The sequence below is a fragment of the Bradyrhizobium sp. R2.2-H genome (genome assembly GCF_004346455.1).
Lineage (GTDB): Bacteria > Pseudomonadota > Alphaproteobacteria > Rhizobiales > Xanthobacteraceae > Bradyrhizobium > Bradyrhizobium diversitatis.
The window spans coordinates 71690-92004 of sequence record NZ_SMBR01000017.1 but is presented as its reverse complement, the minus strand read 5'-3'; the positions used below and the strand labels follow the sequence as shown (position 1 = coordinate 92004).

Annotated in this window: 22 protein-coding genes and 1 pseudogene; 14 read left to right on the top strand and 9 right to left on the bottom strand. The window is 60.4% G+C overall.

Going from position 1 to position 20315, the window contains the following annotated elements:
* Positions 1-368: 368 nt before the first annotated feature.
* The 3 genes and pseudogenes from EDE08_RS39750 to EDE08_RS32830 all read left to right on the top strand — a co-directional run.
* Positions 369-561: pseudogene (locus EDE08_RS39750) on the top strand (peptide-methionine (R)-S-oxide reductase); the annotation flags it as partial.
* A 109-nt stretch (positions 562-670) separates the two neighbouring features.
* Entirely contained in the window at positions 671-1183 is a 513-nt protein-coding gene (gene msrA / locus EDE08_RS32835) for a peptide-methionine (S)-S-oxide reductase MsrA (RefSeq protein WP_131873429.1), read from the top strand.
* 16 nt (positions 1184-1199) lie between these two features.
* Positions 1200-1730: a peroxiredoxin family protein gene (locus EDE08_RS32830; protein ID WP_245524957.1), complete on the top strand. Its 531-nt coding sequence runs from the start codon at positions 1200-1202 to the stop codon at positions 1728-1730.
* A 48-nt stretch (positions 1731-1778) separates the two neighbouring features.
* On the opposite strand, the gene EDE08_RS39745 is transcribed toward EDE08_RS32830, so the two are convergent.
* Complete coding sequence (locus tag EDE08_RS39745; protein ID WP_502700661.1) at positions 1779-2234, bottom strand: methyltransferase domain-containing protein; 456 nt, start codon at positions 2232-2234, stop codon at positions 1779-1781.
* Positions 2235-3298: 1064 nt separating this feature from the next.
* Here EDE08_RS39745 and EDE08_RS32820 point away from each other — a divergent pair.
* From EDE08_RS32820 to EDE08_RS32790, 6 genes are all read left to right on the top strand, one after another.
* A complete protein-coding gene (locus EDE08_RS32820; RefSeq protein ID WP_245524956.1) occupies positions 3299-4309 on the top strand; it encodes an ATP-binding protein in 1011 nt (336 codons plus the stop codon).
* Between the two features lie 1254 nt (positions 4310-5563).
* On the top strand, positions 5564-6499 hold the full coding sequence (locus EDE08_RS32810) for a LysR family transcriptional regulator (RefSeq protein WP_131873433.1): 936 nt from the start codon (positions 5564-5566) through the stop codon (positions 6497-6499).
* Positions 6500-6568: 69 nt separating this feature from the next.
* Positions 6569-7291 (top strand): peroxiredoxin-like family protein, encoded by a 723-nt coding sequence (locus EDE08_RS32805; RefSeq protein ID WP_245524955.1) that lies wholly within the window; start codon positions 6569-6571, stop codon positions 7289-7291.
* A gap of 420 nt (positions 7292-7711) precedes the next feature.
* Positions 7712-8245: a DUF1993 domain-containing protein gene (locus EDE08_RS32800; protein WP_165936306.1), complete on the top strand. Its 534-nt coding sequence runs from the start codon at positions 7712-7714 to the stop codon at positions 8243-8245.
* A gap of 201 nt (positions 8246-8446) precedes the next feature.
* The gene (locus EDE08_RS32795) at positions 8447-9256 is read left to right on the top strand and encodes a class I SAM-dependent methyltransferase (protein WP_131873437.1); all 810 of its coding nucleotides are present in this window, start codon (positions 8447-8449) and stop codon (positions 9254-9256) included.
* Positions 9257-9521: 265 nt separating this feature from the next.
* Entirely contained in the window at positions 9522-10862 is a 1341-nt protein-coding gene (locus tag EDE08_RS32790; RefSeq protein WP_131873439.1) for an MFS transporter, read from the top strand.
* 94 nt (positions 10863-10956) lie between these two features.
* Here EDE08_RS32790 and EDE08_RS32785 read toward each other — a convergent pair whose 3' ends face one another.
* The 3 genes from EDE08_RS32785 to EDE08_RS39260 are packed head-to-tail and all read right to left on the bottom strand — an operon-like array spanning position 10957 to position 13023.
* A complete protein-coding gene (locus tag EDE08_RS32785) occupies positions 10957-11658 on the bottom strand; it encodes an alpha/beta fold hydrolase (RefSeq protein ID WP_131873441.1) in 702 nt (233 codons plus the stop codon).
* A gap of 1 nt (position 11659) precedes the next feature.
* Complete coding sequence (locus EDE08_RS39265; protein ID WP_349627709.1) at positions 11660-12358, bottom strand: MFS transporter; 699 nt, start codon at positions 12356-12358, stop codon at positions 11660-11662.
* Positions 12268-13023 (bottom strand): MFS transporter, encoded by a 756-nt coding sequence (locus EDE08_RS39260; RefSeq protein WP_245524952.1) that lies wholly within the window; start codon positions 13021-13023, stop codon positions 12268-12270. The genes EDE08_RS39265 and EDE08_RS39260 overlap by 91 nt, the downstream gene beginning before the upstream one ends.
* 394 nt (positions 13024-13417) lie before the next feature.
* On the opposite strand from EDE08_RS39260, the gene EDE08_RS32775 reads away from it, so the two are divergent.
* From EDE08_RS32775 to EDE08_RS32765, 3 genes are all read left to right on the top strand, one after another.
* Positions 13418-14059 carry a cytochrome P460 family protein gene (locus EDE08_RS32775; RefSeq protein ID WP_245524951.1) on the top strand — a complete coding sequence of 214 codons (642 nt, stop codon included), beginning with the start codon at positions 13418-13420 and terminating at the stop codon, positions 14057-14059.
* A gap of 233 nt (positions 14060-14292) precedes the next feature.
* Positions 14293-14811 (top strand): hypothetical protein, encoded by a 519-nt coding sequence (locus EDE08_RS32770; RefSeq protein WP_131873443.1) that lies wholly within the window; start codon positions 14293-14295, stop codon positions 14809-14811.
* 133 nt (positions 14812-14944) lie between these two features.
* The gene (locus EDE08_RS32765; protein ID WP_131873445.1) at positions 14945-15862 is read left to right on the top strand and encodes an NADP-dependent oxidoreductase; all 918 of its coding nucleotides are present in this window, start codon (positions 14945-14947) and stop codon (positions 15860-15862) included.
* Between the two features lie 262 nt (positions 15863-16124).
* Here EDE08_RS32765 and EDE08_RS38695 read toward each other — a convergent pair whose 3' ends face one another.
* A complete protein-coding gene (locus EDE08_RS38695) occupies positions 16125-16289 on the bottom strand; it encodes a hypothetical protein (RefSeq protein WP_165936305.1) in 165 nt (54 codons plus the stop codon).
* A 92-nt stretch (positions 16290-16381) separates the two neighbouring features.
* Here EDE08_RS38695 and EDE08_RS32760 point away from each other — a divergent pair, with 92 nt between their 5' ends.
* Both EDE08_RS32760 and EDE08_RS32755 read left to right on the top strand, forming a co-directional pair.
* Complete coding sequence (locus EDE08_RS32760; RefSeq protein ID WP_131873447.1) at positions 16382-16636, top strand: hypothetical protein; 255 nt, start codon at positions 16382-16384, stop codon at positions 16634-16636.
* A 72-nt stretch (positions 16637-16708) separates the two neighbouring features.
* Positions 16709-17119 carry a cupin domain-containing protein gene (locus EDE08_RS32755; protein ID WP_131873448.1) on the top strand — a complete coding sequence of 137 codons (411 nt, stop codon included), beginning with the start codon at positions 16709-16711 and terminating at the stop codon, positions 17117-17119.
* Between the two features lie 214 nt (positions 17120-17333).
* Here EDE08_RS32755 and EDE08_RS32750 read toward each other — a convergent pair whose 3' ends face one another.
* From EDE08_RS32750 to EDE08_RS32735, 4 genes are all read right to left on the bottom strand, one after another.
* Positions 17334-17615, bottom strand: coding sequence for a DUF427 domain-containing protein (locus tag EDE08_RS32750; RefSeq protein WP_131873450.1), 282 nt, complete (start codon positions 17613-17615; stop codon positions 17334-17336).
* A gap of 220 nt (positions 17616-17835) precedes the next feature.
* Positions 17836-18381, bottom strand: a complete 546-nt coding sequence (locus EDE08_RS32745; protein ID WP_131873452.1) for a carboxymuconolactone decarboxylase family protein — start codon at positions 18379-18381, stop codon at positions 17836-17838.
* Positions 18382-18415: 34 nt separating this feature from the next.
* The gene (locus tag EDE08_RS32740) at positions 18416-19051 is read right to left on the bottom strand and encodes a nitroreductase family protein (RefSeq protein WP_131873454.1); all 636 of its coding nucleotides are present in this window, start codon (positions 19049-19051) and stop codon (positions 18416-18418) included.
* A gap of 183 nt (positions 19052-19234) precedes the next feature.
* Complete coding sequence (locus tag EDE08_RS32735) at positions 19235-20152, bottom strand: NADP-dependent oxidoreductase (RefSeq protein WP_131873575.1); 918 nt, start codon at positions 20150-20152, stop codon at positions 19235-19237.
* Between the last annotated feature and the right edge of the window lie 163 nt (positions 20153-20315).

Below are 20315 nucleotides of genomic sequence, written 5' to 3'. Positions count from 1 at the left end.
AGCTTTATGCGTTCGTGAATTCTGTGAGGCGCTCACGCCAATGGTGCGTTGCGGGAAACCGCGGGCAAGCTAGGATTCCGGCGTGCGGAAATACCAGGCCGTCCTCCAACGAAGGAGCGCCGAAAGGTGATGCTGCGGCGATCGCGCCAGTGCCCCGAATGGGCAGCGCACATGCCTTGGTAATCGAAACCATAATCTCCGCACATTGGACATCTTAGGGTAGAGCATTCATTTTCTGTGAATTCGACGGAGGAAGCCATGGCAGCCTACAATCCAAGAGCAGCTGCGATCGCCAAGTTCTCTGTTGAGGATTATCGCGAGCGGGGCAGTGTGCGACCGAGCGGCAGGAGCCGGTGGGTTTCTCCACCAGAAAAGCGGACATTTATGTCGATGTCGTCTCAGGCGAGCGGTTGTTCGCATCGTCGGGCGAGTCAGGCTACGGATGGCCGAGCCTTACCAAGCTCAACGAACTCGCGAACGGGAATGAGCTGCGCGACACTGCCACGTATGGATCCGGACGGAAGCGCGTTGACGCGGGGCGATAGCCATCTGGGCTATGTTTCCGGATAGGCGAGCGCGGCCATCTGAACCACTGCATCACGCTTTAATGCACGCCGCAACGGAGTGGTGTAAAAGGGTGTAGAATTTCTCAACGAGCAAAGGATATCTAATGACCACAGAACGTGCTGTTCTCGCCGGTGGCTGCTTTTGGGGCATGCAGGACCTCCTCCGCGACTTGCCCGGAGTGATCTCGACCCGGGTGGGGTACACAGGCGGCGACGTTCCGAATGCGACATATCGTAATCATGGCACCCATGCCGAGGCGATCGAGATCATCTTCGATCCCTCCCAGAGCACCTATCGCGGGTTGCTCAAGTTCTTTTTTCAGATCCACGATCCGACAACGCTCAACCGCCAGGGGAACGACCGTGGTATGAGCTATCGCCCGGCAATCTGTTTCGTCAGCGATCAGCAGAAGACCGTTGCCCTCGAGACGATCGCAGATGTTGATGCGTCGGGATTATGGCCTGGCAAGGTTGTCACTAAAGTTGAGCCGGTCGGTGATTTCTGGGAGGCCGAACCGGAACATCAGGACTATCTCGAACGCATTCCGCACGGATATACCTGCCATTTTGCACGTCCGGATTGGGTCTTGCCGCACAGGAGCGACAATGCTGCCTAGAGGATTTTGCTGCCAAGTGAAATCACTTCGCGCCGCGAGCCCGCTACTAGAAAAGTTCATGGAGATGGGAATTGTGGGGCTGCCAGCCCCTCCGCTCAAGCATGTCCGGTGGATCGATGAAGATGGCGCCGAACGTAGTCCGTTGACCCTCGCCGAGTTAGGACGCGGTTTCACGATACTTTACTTTTTTCAGGATTGGTGTGCGGGCTGTCATAGGCATGGCTTTCCCACGTTCGTGACGCTTGCGGAGGGACTTCGCGATAAGAGAGTTGGTTTGGCAGTCATCCAAACTGTGTTCGAGGGCTCGGAAGTCAACACCTTCGATCGGCTACGGGAAAATCAGCGACGATACGGACTGCGTGTTCCCTTTGGGCATACTGTAGCTGACTCGGCCACCGTAGACGCTGTGCCCACGATCATAGAATCGTATCGCTCCGGCGGAACTCCCTGGTTCGTGGTGATCGCGCCCGATAACCGCGTCGTGTACGACGGGTTTCTGCTCGCCGCGGATAGTATCATCCAGGCATTTCGACCGCATGGCGCCTGAGTAAAAGGGCGGTTCTGGATGCGCAGCCTGCGGGCTCCCTATCTACGCTTACAGAGGCTGCTTATCGAAAAGCACAAGGGGGGCTGCTCGCCTAGAGCGCGGAAGGTTTCCGCGGCCCATAAATACCGAATTGGGGCCGCCGCTTAGCGGGTTCTCCGAAAGAGCCGAGGCATTGGCGTGACCAGCGGCGTGCGCGCCCTCGCGCGCCATGGCGATCGCGGTGGCGTTGCGGTCTATCCCAATGACGGCCGTGGTGGGTCCGACGATTTCCGCCGCGAAAACTGCAAGGTCGCCCGCTCCGCGACTGAGATCGACGACGCGCATGCCCCTTTGCGAGCCCGATTGCCCGCGGCAGCGAGGGTGTCGTCTCCAATGACGCTCGCTTGCACCAAAAACAATCGCGTGTCGCGTGGGAATAATGATTGAACGCAAACCGAGATGTTTGCAGCGATGTTGTGAGCGGTCGGTCTCCGAAAGCGAGTTGACAGACGCCGTATGTAGCACCGAGCCGAAACGACTTGGCTCCTTTGCGCTTGTCGCACCGTGGATGATTGAGCCGATCAACCAGAAAGCGTGTCCAGAGCTTCCTCGAACGACCTGGCCAGATTCGGCGCCGGCAAATTGGGAGTGCGCGACGGAAGGTGAATGTCTTTAAACACGGCGCATAGGGGGGGATCGGCCAGAGCACGAGCGGGCCTCAACGTCAGTCTCGGAGATCACCACAATGCGAACCATGCCAAGCAGCAAGCTCGGCATACCTCGCGCCGGCCGTACGGTCTATGATTGCCCGAGATCGCGCTGTTCAGCGCCATATTGGCCTCCGGCCCGGCTGCTCTCCAGTTTCTTCTCGACGCTCGAGCCCCGCTCCATTCTATTACCGGCTAGGGCTGAGCCCTCATCGCGCCGACCGGGTTGAAGGTTGTCCGAACGATGAGGATGCGCTTAGATGATGACGGCCCCGGCGATAAAGAGTTTCTCCGCGGGGCCGTGATCGCGACCGGGAACTTCTACAACGGCCGCTCCCGAACCCAATCCAGCTGCGCGACGCCCGGATCGGCAGAGCAACGGTGTCGACACGCCGAAAGCGCGAGGTTGAAGGTTTGCCCGGATTCGTGCAGCAGGACTCATAAGAACGAAAGCACCATTGAAGAAGACGCCGTTCCCCGGCCGCGCCGCGCTGTTCGCTGCATGGATTTTACGAATGTCCACGGAGAAATAGCACAAAGAGTATGCGTGGTCGCTCACCGGTTCCAGTGACTTCTCCAAAATGTCGTTCAATATGCTGTCGGGAAAGAATTGCCTCGTAACACTATGATGTCAGTAGCTGCACATGATCCACGCCGACCCTGAGGAAGTCCGTGAACACTTCTGCGCCATCCCCGGGAGCGATTCAGCACAGCGGAAGCGCCGCCCTCGCGCCGTGGCGTGCTGATAACGGACGGCTATCAACTCCATGGCAAGAGGTGATTTTATGTTTTGCTCTCTCAAACCCAATGTTCGAATGGCGTCGCCCGCGGCGTATAGGCGAAGTTTGGCGTCCTATTGAACGATCGCAAGGAGTCCCTCAAATGCAGATTAAATCTTCTTCCGACGCTTCGTTTCCTGGGGCGATCGAGAGCAGTCCGTCGCGGGAAGTAATGGCGCTCGCGGACCGCGGCGTCGTTGCGCTTGGGGTACAGGGCCCATTCAGCGAGAAGATGCGGAACATCAGCGATAACAGCAATGGCGTCATCGCAACCAGACGCGTGGAGATTCCGGTCGTTGGGCGGGACGGCGAGATCTCCGGGGTCCTGTGCCGGACCGCCCCGCGCGCCGGCATGCGACGTGTGGCCTTGTCTCCCGGTTCGGAGGAGGGGTGGTCGACCGGGGGCGTGGCGCAGTCCGCCGTCCACGACATCAAAAACCTTCTCACCGTGATCGGCAGCGGCCTGCGACTACTCGAGACTCGGGATGACGCCGCATGTCGAAAGGTGATCGTTGGCAAAATGCAGGAGGCGATTGCGCGAGGCTCGTTATTGACCAATCAGCTCCTCAAAACTCCGCTACCATGCGGCAAGCCCGTCGACGGCTTTGTCACGGGCAGTCGCCTCGCGGCGATCGCGGGTACACTTGACTTGGCGTTACGTCCTGACATCAGTGTCCGTACCGAGATCGCTCCTGACCTATGGACCTTCAGTGCCGACCCGGAAGAGCTGTATTTCGCACTCCTGAATCTCTGCCGTAACGCGGACGACGCTATGTTGAGCGGCGGAACGATCACAGTCTTGGCACGAAATGCTGATCTTTCCGAAAGCGCAGACGGCGGGTTCGTTGAGATTGTGGTCGCCGACGAAGGGGAGGGCATGCCTGAGGAGATCCTGTTGCGGGCCTTCCTTCCGTACTTCACGACAAAGGCGGCTCTCGGGGGCAGCGGCGTCGGACTGCCCCAGGTTCGGCGCTTCGCCGAAAAGCGGGGCGGCGCGATCTATATAGAGAGTGAGCGAGGCGCCGGCACCCTGGTGCGCCTTCGTCTCCCGCGTGTCGGCGATACAGGTGTCCGGAGCAGTCTTGTCGGTCCAGATACCCCGTGCACCCCTTGATCCAAAATTCACCGCGATCAGTGACTATCGCGGAGTGAAGGTAAGGAGGCAGAGTATATGGAAGGGCAAACGCGCTCACGGGACTTCCAATCCAGCTACGAAGCGAGGTAACTAGCGACGCTGCGGAGGCGCGCCATCTTGAACGTTGTCCTTCGCCGCCTGTCGTGAACAATCGAATTGATCGAGTCACTTCGCGCGGTTCGGATGTCGGCGCTTGAGCACCTCGTCGAGCGGTGGTGAACCGAAAATGCGGATGAACGTACGTGTTCGCCCCCGGCGACGCAAGCACGAAAATACCGCTCACCAAGCCTGCACTCGCCAACGCGGAAGGTTACCCCGCCGATCTCCGGTTCATAGCGCGAATTTGGGCGCACTCTCGTCCGAATAATTGCTCGCTACAACGCCGCACGACCAAGTTCATACATATCCGCTGCCCTGAACGAATGATGAGCTTTCGGTCATCCGATACGTTCGTCTTGACCGCCTTCGCGCCGGACCTGTCGGGTAACCCGCCGCGACCGCTCCGGCTGACGATGATCGCTTTAGGCACTTAGATGCTATCATAATTCTCGACTATCGACTTGATAGTGTTATGTCTGCCGATTGGACGCGCGGAATCCTGCGCTCCGGTCGTGCCTCGCCCATGCAGGGCGCAGCATCCGTCGTGGGTGGATGCGTCGCGTGGTGGGCCCGCTTCGATATGGAATTGATTACGCCGAAGTCTTCCTAGAGTGAGAGATATGATGTTTCCAGTGATTGTCGAAGTCGTTCCCAAGCAAGAGAACTGGATGACTAGCTCGACAACACCGAAGCGCTGGGCACCGATGTGGAGCAGGTCGAGGGTTTCGTCAACAACATCCGCTACAAGAGCCTGATCCGCGACGGCTGGATCCCTTAAGTCTCGAACCCCCGTATGCGCCATCTGGCGTTCGAGGACATATCCGCGCCGAATGACAGGGCAAGAATCCGAAGAGTGCGCATCGTACGCGACTACGGGAATACGACCCTTGAGGCCCCTCAGTACTACCCGGACGCAGACGGCGGCGGAGCAATGCGCGCAGGAGCGGCGTCCAATTGCCCGGCTCGCAGAAGCTCCTGGAATTGTGTCCGCGCGTCCAAATTAATTAGCCGACCGTTCCATCGTGGGCATGCAAGATGCATCTACACCCCAAGATCGCTGCGTGCCCGGCACGTCGCCGATTGCGAAGGTTTATCACTATCGAAAGCCGCACGTTGACGGAGAACTAACAACTCATGGAGCTTCATCAAGTTCGCTACTTCCTCGCCGTTGCGTCCACCCTCAACTTTACCCGCGCAGCCGAGCAGTGCAATGTCACGCAGCCCGCTTTGACCAAGGGGGTACAGAAGCTCGAGCAGGAACTCGGTGGCCAGCTGATTTACCGCGAACGCCAGCTCACTCAACTCACCGATCTTGGAAAGGAAGTCCTGCCGATGCTGGAGCGTACACTTGTCTCGGCAGAGGCGGTGCGTCGCCGGGCCCAGGAGTTCCAACGCAAGGACGTCGCACCATTAAAGATTGGCCTTGCTCCATCCATCTCGTCCTCGCTCGTCCTCGATCCAATTGCTGAGATCGCAAAGTTCGTCCCTGGACTTCACGTGGAGTTGCGCGAGGGAGCGGCGAAGAGGCTCGTCGACCTCTTGCTTGAGGGCGAGATCAACGCCGCGATGGTCGGGGATGTGCATGATGTGCCCGCCCGCATCGATGACTGGCCGCTGTTCGAGGAGCGCTACGTCGCGCTTCTCGCGCCAGCACACCGGCTCGCAAATCGTCCCTCGCTTGACATCGACGACTTCCGCGAGACAGTTTTGCTGGAACGCACCGACTGCGATGTCGCCCCGAAAATCCAGCAATCTTATTTCCCCGACAAACCGGCCCAATTCGGCCACTGCAGCGGTCACGACTTACACCTGCAACACATGGCCGCCGCTGGCTTCGGCGTGATACTCGCACCCGAGCACATGCCGCGCCTCCCGACGCTCAAGACCATCCCCCTCGCAGGCGACCTGGTCTCCCGGGAGGTGCGGCTGCTGGCTGTGCAGGGGCGCCGCTACTCGCCGGCGCTGGACGCTTTTGTCAAGATCGCGCGGCTTCGCGACTGGTCGGTCGACGCACCCGCTCGTGGCGCGCTGCAAGCGGCCGTCCCTTCGGTGTCGAGAGCGTCGGCATAAGCGCGAAGCGCGCGCCTACGGCCCAACCGCTTCCACCTAATCGCTCCTCAGCATAGTGAACGCCAATCGATGCTATATCAGACCGACAAGACACTTGCCCGGATTCGTACTGAGCTGTTGACGACGTTCAACGCAGCGGACTGGGAGTCATACAACCACCTTCTACGCTGGCTCCGCAATGCCGACGTGGCATCGCATGCCTTGAAGGTCGGAGACGAGGCGCCGGACTTCCTCCTGCCGGACGCCGACGGCCGTCTCCACTCATCGGAACAGCTGCGCCGCAACGGCCCCCTGGTCCTGAGTTTCTTCCGAGGCGGCTGGTGTCCGTTCTGCACCGCTGAGCTGTGCGCCCTCCAGGCGGCGAAGGACGAATTTGAGAGCGTCGGCGCGACACTCGTGGTCGTGACGCCCGAGACGAGAGACTTCCCGCGGCAGCTCAAGCGCAGCCTGGGTTTGGACCTGAAGGTGCTCTCCGACGTCGACTACGGCGTTGCAATATCGTTTGGCGTGCTGTTTAGGGTGCCTGACGAGATCAAAGCGCATTATTCCGGGAGAGGGTTCGATTTCGGCGCGCGGCACGGGTCACCGGAGTGGATGTTACCTATTCCCGCGACATACGTGATCGACGCGGAAGGCCGGATCCGCAGCGCATTCGTAGAGCCGGACTTCACGATACGGGAGGAGCCGGCGCAAATTCTAGCCTCGCTGCGTCAGGTCGCTTCCACGTCCTTAGCGACGGACGCGGGAGGTGAAAAGCGAAATCCGGGCGAATCGGGCAATGAACCGATTTGAGATGCCCCTCGGCGACAGTGCGCTCGCGTCTCCCACTGGGAGGTCGAAGGCGCTCGCGTGGAAAAGAGCTGTCCGGCCTAAGGTACGAATCGAGCCGGCGCATGCCGTTCGAACCGCTGTGACGCGACCGGGAAAGAGTAATCGGTTTACTAGTGTCATCCTAAGGCGCAACTCTCGACGGATGATTGCGGACCGATTGGGTACGGGCGCGCGACGATTCCTCGCGCCTATCAAATACATGTCCAAAGGGAATTTCTAATTCTGCCGGCTGCGTCGGATCCTGGGTTTGCCTGGGCCCGCCGAGCACAGGGCGTTACCGCGTCGTGTCGCGCGCGAGCAGCAAAGGAGAGCCCATGAACATTCGCTTCGGTTATTCTACCGTTCGGATACGACCGACGTGCAGACGGTATGGGGTTTGATATGAGCTTCTCTGTCTATGATATCACGGTCCCCGTGATGGTGCACGGACTCAACGTTATGGGCGACTATCTCCACCACGCCCAGGCGCTCGCGCGATCCATGGAAATTGAGCATGAGACGATCCTTGGCGAGCGGCTTGCGCCCGACATGCTGAGTTTTGGAGAACAGTTTTCCGTCAGCTGCAACAAGATCGAGGCACACATGGCGAAGCTGATGCAGCGCGATGCGCCAGAACCCCACAGTACCCTCATGACGTTCTCGGCATTGAAGGGGCGGCTCCTCAAGACGCGCGGCTTCCTGCAAAATGTGCGGCCGGATGAGATCGCAGGGGCGCAGTCCCACACATATGAGCTGAGACCGCCTATCGTGCGCGGCTGGTTCGGCGGCGACGACTATATCCGGCAGCTGGTGCTGCCCGACTTCTTCTTCCACATCTCGATTGCGCACGCGATCCTTCGGCATCTCGGAGCGAAGATCGGGAAGGGCGACTACCTCGGCGAGCTCAGTCAGCAAAGCGGCGGTGACTACTCGTGAGAGGCAGTCGCGGTGGGCGGCGCGCGTCAGGCGTCGAGACAGAGAACAAGCTTACGGGACGCCGATAGTGGGGCGAATCGCGAGAGGTCATCGCGGCGCCGCAGAGCGAAACGGATTGCGGGTCCGTTCGTGCGCCTCGATCCACTGTCGTATGGCGATACAGCACGCTCGGGAGCGTGGCAACACGAGGAGGCCGCTTTGATGCAAAGCTATATCTTGGGGCATTCGAACCGGGAACTTCGGAGGCTGATACTGCAGGCGGACAATCTCCGCCCGATCACGACGCGCCTGCTGCGCGAGATCGGGCTTGCAAAGGGCATGCGCGTCGTCGATCTCGGTTGCGGAGCTGGCGACGTGGCAATGCTCGCAGCGGAAATGGTCGGGCCGGCCGGGGCGGTCGTTGGGATAGACCGCAACGCGGCCGCGATCGCCATAGCGCGCGATCGCGCGCGCGCCGGTGGTCACACCAATATTGAGTTCATGGAAGGCGATGCATCCGAAATGATTGGCTCCAGAAACTGCGATCTGGCCATCGGTCGCTATGTCTTGGTCCACCAGAGCAACCCGGTCGCACTGATCCGCGCAGCGGCCACTCACGTCCGGCCAGGCGGCGCAGTCGCCTTTCATGAGGTATTCCTCCTCGGGACGTGGTGGTCCTTTCCCCTGGTCGCGCTATGGGAGGATACCTCCGACCTGATCAACAGGACGTTTCGCTCGGTCGTTACGTGCCCTGATGCCGGAGCGCGGATGGTGGAGCATTTCTATAATGCAGGGGTGGAGTTGCCTCGCGTATTTTCGGAGACGCCGGTCGGCGGCGGCCCCGATTCGCCTCTTTATTCATGGGCCGCGGAAACCTTCCGCACGCTGTTGCCGAGAGCAGAGGAAATTGGCCTCATAGCGCGCGGCGAGATCGATATCGACAAGCTTGAGGATCACCTGCGCCAAGCCGTGACGACGGTCCATGCTCAGATCGGTTTTGCCCATCAGCACTGCGGCTGGGCGCGAGTCTGATAGAATTTCTTCAAAAGAGCACACGGGGCAGATCGGCAAAGTCTGTATGACGTTACCAAACTGAGGCGAAACGCCTCCTGCCTCACAATGGTTGCCAGGGCCGCTGTGCCGAGGTGAGATCGGCCCACATGCCTGTTCTGATGAGGGAGTAATGGTGTGCCGCTATGGTCAACACAGCCGTTCTTCGATTATCAGTCTACGAATCCGTTACTGAGAGTATACGCAAAGTCGGCCGTCCAAGGTTCGCGGCGGAGATTGGATCCTGATGGGCGGCGTCAAATGTTTAACGGCGTCGAAGCGCCGCTGGGTAATGCTCTGCATCTTGCTTGGACTTGGCCTAAGTTCCCTCGGAAGTGCGATCGTGAACATCGCCTTGCCAAACATCTCGCGTTCATTCGCGAGTAGTGACGCGGCGGCCGTTTGGGTCGTGAATGCCTATCAACTTTCGGCAACGATCTGCTTATTGCCCGTTGCAAGTCTGGCCGAATCGCTCGGTCTGAAGCGCGTTTATGCCGCCGGTCTGGCTATTTTTATTCTCGCGTCGGTGGGCTGCGCTTTCGCTCCGACTTTGCCGATACTGGTGAGTGCGCGCTTGATTCAAGGTGCTGGAGCGGCCGGGGTTGCTGTGGCGGGCGTTGCATTTGTACGCGTGGTCTATCCGCACCGCATGGTCAGTAAGGGCCTCGCGTTGGTCGCATTAGCCGTGGCGATACCTGGAGCATTGGGCCCCACCATCGCGGCGGCAATACTTGCCGTGGCAAAATGGCCCTGGTTGTTTCTGGTGAATGTGCCATTCGGCCTCGCCGTACCGCTGTTTATTGCGGCTGCACCACCAGACCTGCGGGTTGCGCGCTCTCTCGATCTGACCGGGACCGCTCTCAATGCGCTGGCGTTCGGGCTTTTCGTCGTCGGTGTCGGCACGCTGGGTACCGGCGATGGTCCCATTGCGACGGGTGAGATCGTAGCAGGTCTTTTCTGTCTTGGCCTCTTCGTTCGACAACAGCTCCAGCACCCTATGCCAATGTTGCCATTCGATCTTTTCCGTATACCTCTGTTTACCCTATCGGTGTGGACGTCCGTCTGCTCCTATGCAGCACAAATTCTGGCTTATGTCTCCTTGCCGTTCTTATTTGAGACGAGCATGCATCTGTCGGCCGTGGAAACAGGCTTTCTTGTGACACCCTGGCCGTTAATGACTGCCGTCACGGCTCCGATCGCCGGCCGCTTGACGATCCGCCACCCAGCCTCGGTGATCTGCAGTGTTGGTTTGACGTTGTTGGCGGTCGGTTTGCTCCTGATGGTCTTCTTGCCGACAGCTCCGGCAAAGTGGGATGTCGCTTGGCGACTGGCTCTTTGCGGTATCGGCTTTGGTCTTTTTCAGACCCCTAACAACACGGCGATGATGACGGCTGGCCCGGTAGGGCGTAGCGGGGCCGCAAGTGGGATGAATGCCGCGGCTCGCTACATCGGATGGTCACTTGGTTCCGCGCTGGTCTCGCTGATCTTCGGCTTGGGCGGAGACCGTGGCGCGATCTCTTGTATGGTCGCCGCAATGGCCTTCGCTCTGATGGGGGCCGCTACCAGCAGCGCTCGTCGGTTCAGATAACGGTCAAGTCCGGAACCCCAGCACACCCAATAGCTCACAGCGAAATGTGTGCCTTGTTATGAGCCGCTAGAATGGGACCGAATACGGCCTCTCTCTACCTCTGCTGCAGCAACAAGGCCGTCAGCTCGTTTGGCATGTCGAGCATCACATCGTGCCCGCATGCAAACTCCTCTCGCCACCAGCGGCGTTCTCCCGCGAGAGCATAAAAGCCGTCGAAATTAGGGCTGGCATAGCCCCCCGCTCGGATGTATCCGACGTTTGGAATCGCGTCACAAGCGCTGCTGATCTGCGCCGGCGCTTCAAAAGTAGACAATGGCTGCATCGTGCACTGTCGGTCAACCCAATCGGCGTCTGCCGCGTTCACCGCCATGAGCGATGCCGGAGGCGGCGGTAGCTTCCAGCCATCGCCGTGCGCTGCGGCGAGTTCTCGGAATTTTTTGCCCTTGTCGGGTACGTAGTCGAAAAGAGCCTTTCCGTTGTCTGGTACAAAGGCATCGAGATAGATCAACGAGCGGATCCGGTTCGACATACGGTCGGCGACGTGGCGCACGATAAATCCACCGTAGGAATGTCCGACCAAGACGATGTCGCGCAGCTCTTCCCATGCCATGAGGTTGGCGACATCCGCGATGTGGGTGCTGAGGCTGACCTCACGGCTCAAGAGATGCGACCGTTCTCCGAGACCGGTCAACGTCGGCGTGAACACTCGATGGCCTTTTGAGGCCAGGAGGCTGCGCACGCGAGTCCAGCACCAACTGCCGTGGAACGCGCCATGGATCAGAACGTAATCTGTCATTCTAAGCTCCTCCCGGGCCGCCCGCTTTCGCTGCGGCCGGAGTTGGGGTTACGGCAGCTGCAAAGGCGCCACCGATCGAGGTCACGGCGGCTAGGGCGAGACCCACTCCGAAGCCAGTCTCGAAAGACGCGACACCGGCGGCCAGTGCCACGCCGGCGAGCTGCGCAATCCGGCTCGCTGCATTGTTGATGCCGGAGGCAAGCCCTTCGTCCGTATGGTCAACGCTCGTTAGGACGGACGCGGTGAGCGGGGCCACGAGCATGGCGAAGGACAGGCCAAGTAACGTCATGGGCCCGATCACGCCGAGCATCAGGGATGCGTCCTGACCGAGCGCCATCCAAACATAAGCAAGCGCTGCACCTGCAGGCCCCGCGATGAGCATGGCCCGCGCCCCGGACTTGTCCGCCAAGCCGCCGAACACGCCCGACAGGAGTCCGACACCGAGCGCGAAAGGCAGGAACGCCAAACCGGCATCGGTCGCCGGCAGACCGCGGCGGTCGACGAGATCGAAGGGGAGCAGAAAGAACATGATCGAAACCGGCCCATAGATCATCAGTGTCGCGACGTTCAGCCCGAGGAAGGCGCGGTTCTCCACCAAGCGAGGTGGCGTCATCGGGTGTTTGCTTCTGCTCTCCCAGAACGCATAGGCGGCGAGACCAACAATGCCGAGCCCAGCGACGATCGTGAGCACCGTTCCCATTTGAGCCGGTGTGTTCGCCGCGGCCTGAGCTTCACCCGGGCCGATTTGGCTGAGCGTCCAGGCGAGCGCCCCGAGTGCCGAAGCGAAGGATCGCGGCCAATCACGTCGAACCTGCGCCGGATGCGGTCATCTTTAGGCGCGAAGACCAGCACAATTCCTACTGCTACGACCGCGATCGGCGGGTTGATCCAGAACACGGATGGCCAGCCAAAGGTCTCGGTCAGCCAGCCGCCCAAGACAGGACCTCCGGCGGTAGTAAGCGCCGATGCCGCGGCCCATATGCCGATCGCCCGATTCCGCTCTGCGCGCGGATAGGTGGCCCCGATCAGGGCGAGGCTGGCGGGGGTGACGATCGCTGCTGCCGCGCCTTGCACGACGCGGGCAGCGATCAGCCAGGCGGGAGAAGGCGCCAGCGCGCAAGCCGCGGACGCCAGACCGAACAGGAAGCAGCCGAGCGCGAGCATACGCCCCTTTCCATAAACATCGGCGAGGGCGCCACCGATCAATGTCAGCGAGGCCGGCGCCAACATATAGCCGTTGAGTACCCATTGAACGGAGGCAAGGCCCGCATCGAGATCGGCACGCAATCTCGGCATTGCAACGGGCAGCGCGGTCGCATCGATGAACGCCATTGAGGACGCGAGCACGCAGGCCATCAGCACCATGCCCCGCCGATTCGGTGCTTCCCGGCCGAGTTCTCGCGGGCGGGGTTGTGCATCGATAACGCCGCGGCCGCACTGCTCCACAAACGGCTGCGCCTCTCGGCGACAAGCTGGTCGTCTCTGGCTTGTAGGAGTGGTCATTCGCAGTCTCGATTTGAGTTGTAGCTGCTTCTGACAGCGGCCACACACTGTGGCGGTCGAACCCCCGGCGAGGGAAATCACATCTCGCCATAGAGTCGATAGACGATTGTTATGCCTCGCCGTGCGGCGTGGTGCCGCCACGGCATGCGCGACTTGCCTTGATTTACGAGTAGCAGAGAGGACCGTCGCAGCAGCATTCCTCGCTGTTATGGAAACTATACATGTCGGCTATTGGGAAATTTCGTCCCGCGCCGCGATGATGGATACCCTGTCGCAGATCTCATCGAGCAACGCCCAGGGCGGCCTCAACGGATATCAATCAATGCGTAGGGAGAAAAATATGGTCGTGGCGAAAAAAGGTAGGCGCCGCACCCTGATGATCGCTGGAGCGGTTTCCAGCGCAGTTGCCGTAACCGCCGTATTCGCGCAGTCTGAATGCAATAACAGCGCGCCGACGAGGAAGCGCTATCTCCCCGAATATACCGCGTCGGGCGACTTGATCCTACCGAAGAATTTCAATGAGTGGGTGTTCGTCGGCTCACCTCTCGCTCCCAATGCGCTCAACGGCGGGAAGGCCAATTCTCCTGAGTTTCACAACGTCTATATCGAACCAGGCTCATACGAGATGTACAAGACGACAGGTGAATTCCCAGAGGAAACGATCTTCTTCAAGGAACTACAGCTGACGTTCCTAGCCGAGCACCCGGATGGATCTCGCACCGAGGCTTCCGGGCGGGGCTTCTTCCCCGGAAAGCTGAACGGTGCGGACGTGACGGTCAAGAACAGCAAGCGTTACGCCGGCACCGGAGGCTGGGGTTACTACAACTTCAATCATCACGAGGCGAAGGCGCCGACAGCCAAAGTCCGAATGCGCGTTCTGTCACATGACGAGCGCTAAGAAGGACGACGTCTGGACCCAATTCTATCCGCTGCTGGACAAATGAAATCGCCGACGAATGCTACCGGTTCACCAACACAGGGAACAGTGTCACGAGGATCGCCGCTGTCTTGAGCGTCGCCCTGGCAAGATTGCTTGTGATTGGCACCATCACTGCCGACAATGTCGGCAACGGCGCGCTCAAAGTACCGATCCTCAAGGTTCCTGCGCCCACCCACCCGTAGGATTGCGCTATGATGGCAACAACCGAAACGCTTCGCAGCGTCCTGCGCGCTTCGCGTAGCCAACCTATCCTCAAGCTGAAATCCGCGGACCAACGAGCTTCTCTTGCCCTCGATTTTCTTTCGCTGGGAAGCCGCGCGGCACTGGGGGTCTCGTTCCTTTTGTCGGTCAGCGACCGGCTTGGGTTCTACGGCAATCCAGGCGAGCGCGGAGTTTCCTGGGGGACATTCGAGCGATTTTTGGATTACGCGGCCAAGGTAAATGCGTTCGCACCAGCATGGATGATGCCCTTTCTCGGTACGGCCGCGACGGTGCTGGAGTTCCTGTTTGGCGTTACGCTGGTACTCGGCCTCGCGCTGCGGTGGGCGGCTTTCGGCGGCGCGGGCTTGCTCTTCCTGTTCGGTTCAGCCATGGCGATCTCGTTTGGGATCAAGTCGCCATTCGACTACTCGGTATTCGCTGCGATGTGCTGCGCTCTGTTTCTGGGTCTCGCCGGCTCGAATCGATGGACCGTCGACTCTTTACTATGATGCTCCAATGGCAAAGCGCTCTTTCACTTTCGCTTTCGGAAGCTACCCATGATCGCTGGCAGGAGATGTCGAGCGGGCCTTTATCGCTGGAACATATCCAACAAAGAGACAAGTAACCGAGGAGACAATTCGCATGAAGGCGATCGTCGTAACGGACCCGGCTGCGGGAACCGCCGGGATGAGGCTCGTAGAGCGGCCCGAGCCGCAGGCCGCGATCAACGACGTCGTCGTTCGGGTTCATGCGTCGGGGTTCACCTCGGGTGAGCTGTCGTGGCCCTCGACGTGGACCGATCGTCTCGACCGTGACCGAACACCGTCGATTCCCGGACAAGAGCTGGCAGGAGTGGTCACTGCTCTCGGCTACGGCACGACGGGGTTGTCGGTGGGACGGCGCGTGTTCGGCCTTTCGGACTCGTATCGCGGCGGTACGCTGGCGGAGTATGTGGCCGTCGAGGCACGCAACCTCGCGCCGCTGCCGGGCGACGTCGACTTCACGGTGGGTGCGAGCGTGGCGATGCCGGGCCTGACCGCGTGGCAGGGACTGTTCGAGCATGGCCGCCTTCAGGCAGGGCAGAGTGTCCTCGTGCATGGCGCGGCCGGCGCGGTCGGGTCGATGGTGACGCAACTCGCACGACTGGCCGGCGCCTACGTCATTGGCACCGGACGTGCCGCCGATCGTCAGAAGGCGCTCGACTTCGGCGCGCAGGAATTCGTCGACCTCGAGAACGACGTCCTCGAAGACGTTGGTGGAGTCGATCTGGTGTTCGATGTTATCGGCGGCGACATCGCGAAGCGGTCCGCTGGCGTGATCCGGCCCGGCGGAACACTGGTGACCATCGCCGGGCCGACCGAGGCGCGGCTCGCCGACGGCCTGGCGATCGACTTTGTTGTCGAGTCCGATCGCGCCCAACTGGGTGAGATCGTCCAGCGGGTACGCGACGGACGGCTGCGGACGAACATCGGCAACATCGCGCCCCTCGACGATGCCGTCGCTGCTTTCAATTCGACCAAGCGGATCAGCGGGAAGACGATCATCCGCGTTCGTCCGTAATGAACTTGGGGGAGGGCGAGTGATCCTGTCATCTTCGTGATCAACGTCGCGTTGCGGAAGATTCGGCCATGCAGATCGGCCTCCTCATCCCGGAGGAAGGAAGTGACATTTGATTATCCGATTTTCACGCGTTGGCCAGCGCAATACCCTGATTGGCTGCAATGATGTTGCGAGGAGTGGTCCGCGAACGGACGCGGCGGCTCGGTTTCGGGCTACTGGCCAATGAGCTCGCGCCGCGAATCGCGCGACTTAACCTGACGGATTAGGTCGTGAGCAGCGTGTCCCTGATCCTGACCGACCACAACCTGGCGCTCACCGAGCCTAAGGCCGTCGGCGCGCAGGGCAGCACCAAGGTGCTCGCAGCGTCGAGCCTGGGCGGCTGCCTCGTGTTCGTCAGCAGCGCCATCGTCGCCTTGGGATGCGCCATAGCGCTCCGTATAGGTCCGAACGCGGCCTATTGGGCGGACATCTTCCTCAGCATCCTGTTGCTGGCGCTGGGCATGCCTTGCGATCGCGCCGTTGACGACCCTCGTCCTCACCTCCGTCGAGTCCGATCGCGTCGGAACCGCGTCTGGCGTCAACAGCGCGGTCTCGCGCGCCGGGTCGCTCTTCGCCATCGCCTTGCTCGGCGGCGTCCTGCAGCAGGACGGTCCTCAGCTGTTCTCGGGATTCCGCTTGGCGATGGCTGTCGCCGCCGTCGCCTGCGTTCTCGCAACGCTCGCGGTGTTCATTATCGAGCCGGGGCCCCATGTCGATTTCGACCCGCGAGACTGACCCGTCCGGTGTCCGTAATCAGCAGGCCGAGGAAACAATGAAGATCAACCTATAACCAGAAGGAGAAAGTCCATGAAGATCCGAACCATTATCGCCACCACCTGCGCCGCCTGCGTCTTCATGATAGCCAGCGCCCTTGATAGCGAAGCACAATCCGTCACGAAGAACTTCGAGGCGGCTATTCCCAATATTCCCGGCAAGTCACTGATCTCTCTCGAAGTAAATTACGCGCCGGGCGCCGCCTCTCCGTCCCACACCCACGCGAAGTCGGCTTTCATCTACGCCTACGTGATATCGGGCGCGATCGAGTCGAAGGTGAATGACGGCGAGACGCGCATTTATCGGGCAGGTGAGAGCTGGTCGGAACCGCCGGGCGCGACCCATTCGATCAGCCGCAACGCGAGCAAGACAGAGCCGGCAAAGCTGCTCGCTGTCTTCGTCCTCGACACCAATGACAACCCGCTGACGACGCCCGTCAAATAACATACTCGCTGCGCCAGAAAAGAATCCACGGCGATGATATCGGCCGCGAGTTTCCCGCGGTCGTCATCCGCCGTGTCGCCGAAAAGCGGAAAATATGCTTCACGGAAATAACAGCATCGCCCCCGTTGAAAATGCATTTGCCCGAGACGTCGTTAGCGGATTATCCGCTGCATCATATTTAGGCGGAAAGTCGGGTGATGACGCGGTCAGGCGATTACCTAACATCCACGCCGTTCCAGAATGCGATGTAGCCTTTGATGGCCGCTGCTGCATCAGAGGGCTTGGCGTAATACCATGCTGCATCTTCATTAATTTTGTCATCGACGATTAGCGAATAGTAATTTGCAAGGCCCTTCCATGGACACCGGCTGGTCGTTGTGCTCGGCTTAAGATACTGCGTATTGACGGACTCGGGCGGGAAGTAGTGGTTGCCTTCGACAACAACGGTCTTCTCCGATTCCGCTATCACTGTTCCGTTCCATGTCGCGACTGCCATTTCTCGTTCCTTTCCATGCTATGAGTTCGCGCCGACACAACCCGAGTTCGGACCGTTCGACTCGATAGGTCGTCTGGCAGGGGTTGAAGATGATCTCACACCAAAAGCCCAGACGCGTTCCCAAGAATCCTTCCTGGTGCATCCGGGCTCTGGCGCTACGCTCGCCTCAGACAGAAGCTCCAAGCACCCTCGGAGATGGTCAATGCGACCGGAGAGAGTTTCAGATCGAGCCCGCCGGCGCAACGGCGGGAAAGTCCTTCTCGGGATCGAACACGTTATTGAAAAAGTTCGTCAAGGAGTACATGGCCACCAGCGCGACGATCTCTATGACGTTCGCATCCGTGTAGCCGGCATCGCGGACGGCTTTCAGATCGCCGTCACTGACCTTGCCGCGGGTCTCGATGACTTTGCGCGCAAACTGGATGGCGGCGTCCCGCTTCGGGTCGCTGGCATGGCCCTTCCGAGCGAGAATGATTTCGTTGGAGGGCAGCTTGGCCATATGATCGGCCGTAAAGCTGTGAACCGTCAGGCAGTAGTCGCAGCCATTCACTTCGGAGACAGCGAGGCCGATGCTGTCACGCGTCTTCACGTCGAGCGCCTTGCTCAAGGAGCCGAGCAGGGCGGCCCATGCGTTGAACGCGATCGGGCTTGTCGCGAAAGTCGCCATCATATTCGGGGTGAACCCGATGTTCTTGGCGAACATATCGAGGGTCGGTTTCGAATCGGCCGGCACCTGTTCCGGCTTTAGAGCTGCAATCCTTGGCATCACATTCTCTGTAGGTTGCTGGTTTCACTAATAATCAAACGAGATTCAACACATCAGCCACCGGCCGGCGCGGCTTCTGCGGCCAGTTTCCCGGACGCACGGCCCCTACGGACAACAGCATGACCGGTACTTCGTCCTTGGTCAGTCCGAACTCGCGGTGCACCGCTTCGGCATCGAAACCGATCATCGGTGTCGAACCCAGGCCTAGCGAGCGGGCCGCATAGATCATCGCCGCAGCGCCGAAGGTGCCAGTGCGTACTGCCTCGTCGCGCTGGCGCTGCGGGTACTCCATGTACAGATCGCGTGCGGGGATTTCCCATTCCGGCACCATCTTTGCTGGCATGATGCCCGCTTCCACCAGCGGTGCCAGACGCGCTGGTACCACGCTGGAATCGGCCAACTGGCCGCAGACGATGAAGGTAACGGCCGCTTCGGTGATCGCGGGCTGACTCCAAGCGATCGGACTCAACCGAGCTTTGGCTTCCGGCGTGCGTACGGCGATGAAGCGCCAGTTCTGCAAGTGGAAGGATGTCGGCGCGGTGGTGCCGATTCGCACCAGCTCGCGGATTTGTTCGTCGCTCAAGGTGGCGGTCGGGTCGTAGTACTTGGTGGAGCTGCGGCTCAGGATACATTCGATCACGGCGTTGGTCTTGGTGATTCCGTTAGTCATGGTGATTCCTGTGGGTGAACTAATAGGTTGAGGTACGAGCGTGCTTTCGCTCTCTTTGCTGGAAATGTTGCAGCGATGGAGCCCGTCCGACATCTCATGCCCGGGCCATTGGTAGTTTCCGAGGTTGTCCCCGGCGCGTCTGATAGGACGCAGCCGGCCGCGTGCATCGAAGACGCGTGTCGTTCACGGACGAACGCGGATGATCGTCTTCCCGTTGATCCGCTTGGTCGAATTGAAAGCAGCGACGGCATCGTCGAGGGGCGCGATGTTGCCGATGTTCGTCCGCAGCCGTCCGTCGCGCACCCGTCGGACGATCTCACCCAGTTGGCCACGATCGGACTCGACAACGAAGTCGACCGCCAGGCCGTAGGCGGGCCGCGCCTCGATCGGCCCGACGATGGACACCAGTGTTCCTCCGGGCCGGATCACGCCAGCGGACCGCTTCCCGATGTCGCCGCCGATGAGATCGAATACCAGATCGACTGAGCCGACGTCTTCCAGAGCGTCATTCTCAAGGTCGACGAACTCCTGCGCGCCGAAGTCGAGCGCCTTCTGACGATCGGCGGCACGTCCGGTGCCAATGACGTAGGCGCCGGCCAGTCGTGCGAGTTGCGTCACCATCGACCCGACCGCGCCGGCCGCGCCGTGAGCGAGGACGCTCTGCCCGGCCTGAAGGCGGCCATGCTCGAACAGTCCCTGCCACGCGGTCAGGCCCGAGATCGGCAGGCTCGCGCCCACCGTGAAGTCGACGTCGCCCGGCAGCGGCGCGAGGTTGCGTGCCTCGACGGCCACATACTCCGCCAAGGTGCCATCGCGAGTCCAGTCCGTAAGGCCGAACACCCGCTGTCCCACCGACAACCCCCTCGTGCCGTAGCCGAGAGCGGTGACCACTCCGGCCAGCTCGTGCCCGGGGATCGACGGTGTTCGGTCACGATCGAGGCGGTCGGTCCAGGTCGAGGGCCACGCCAATTCAGTCCCGACGAATCCCGATGCATGAACCTGAACGACGACGTCGTTGATCGCAGCCTGCGGCTCGGGCCGCTCCACGAGCCTCATCCCGGCAGTTCCTGCAGCCTGGTCCGTTACGACGATTGCCTTCATCATCCACCTCCCTGTGTGTGGTGTGTCGTCAACTTCGAGCTCTCTTGCAAACGAGCAAAAGTACGATCGTGAAAATCGATGGTCCAATGACCCGTGGCTATGGAATCGATGCCATCGGCGCGAAAGGCCAAAAGCGCGTCAGCGGTGAGCCGCGGAGCGAATG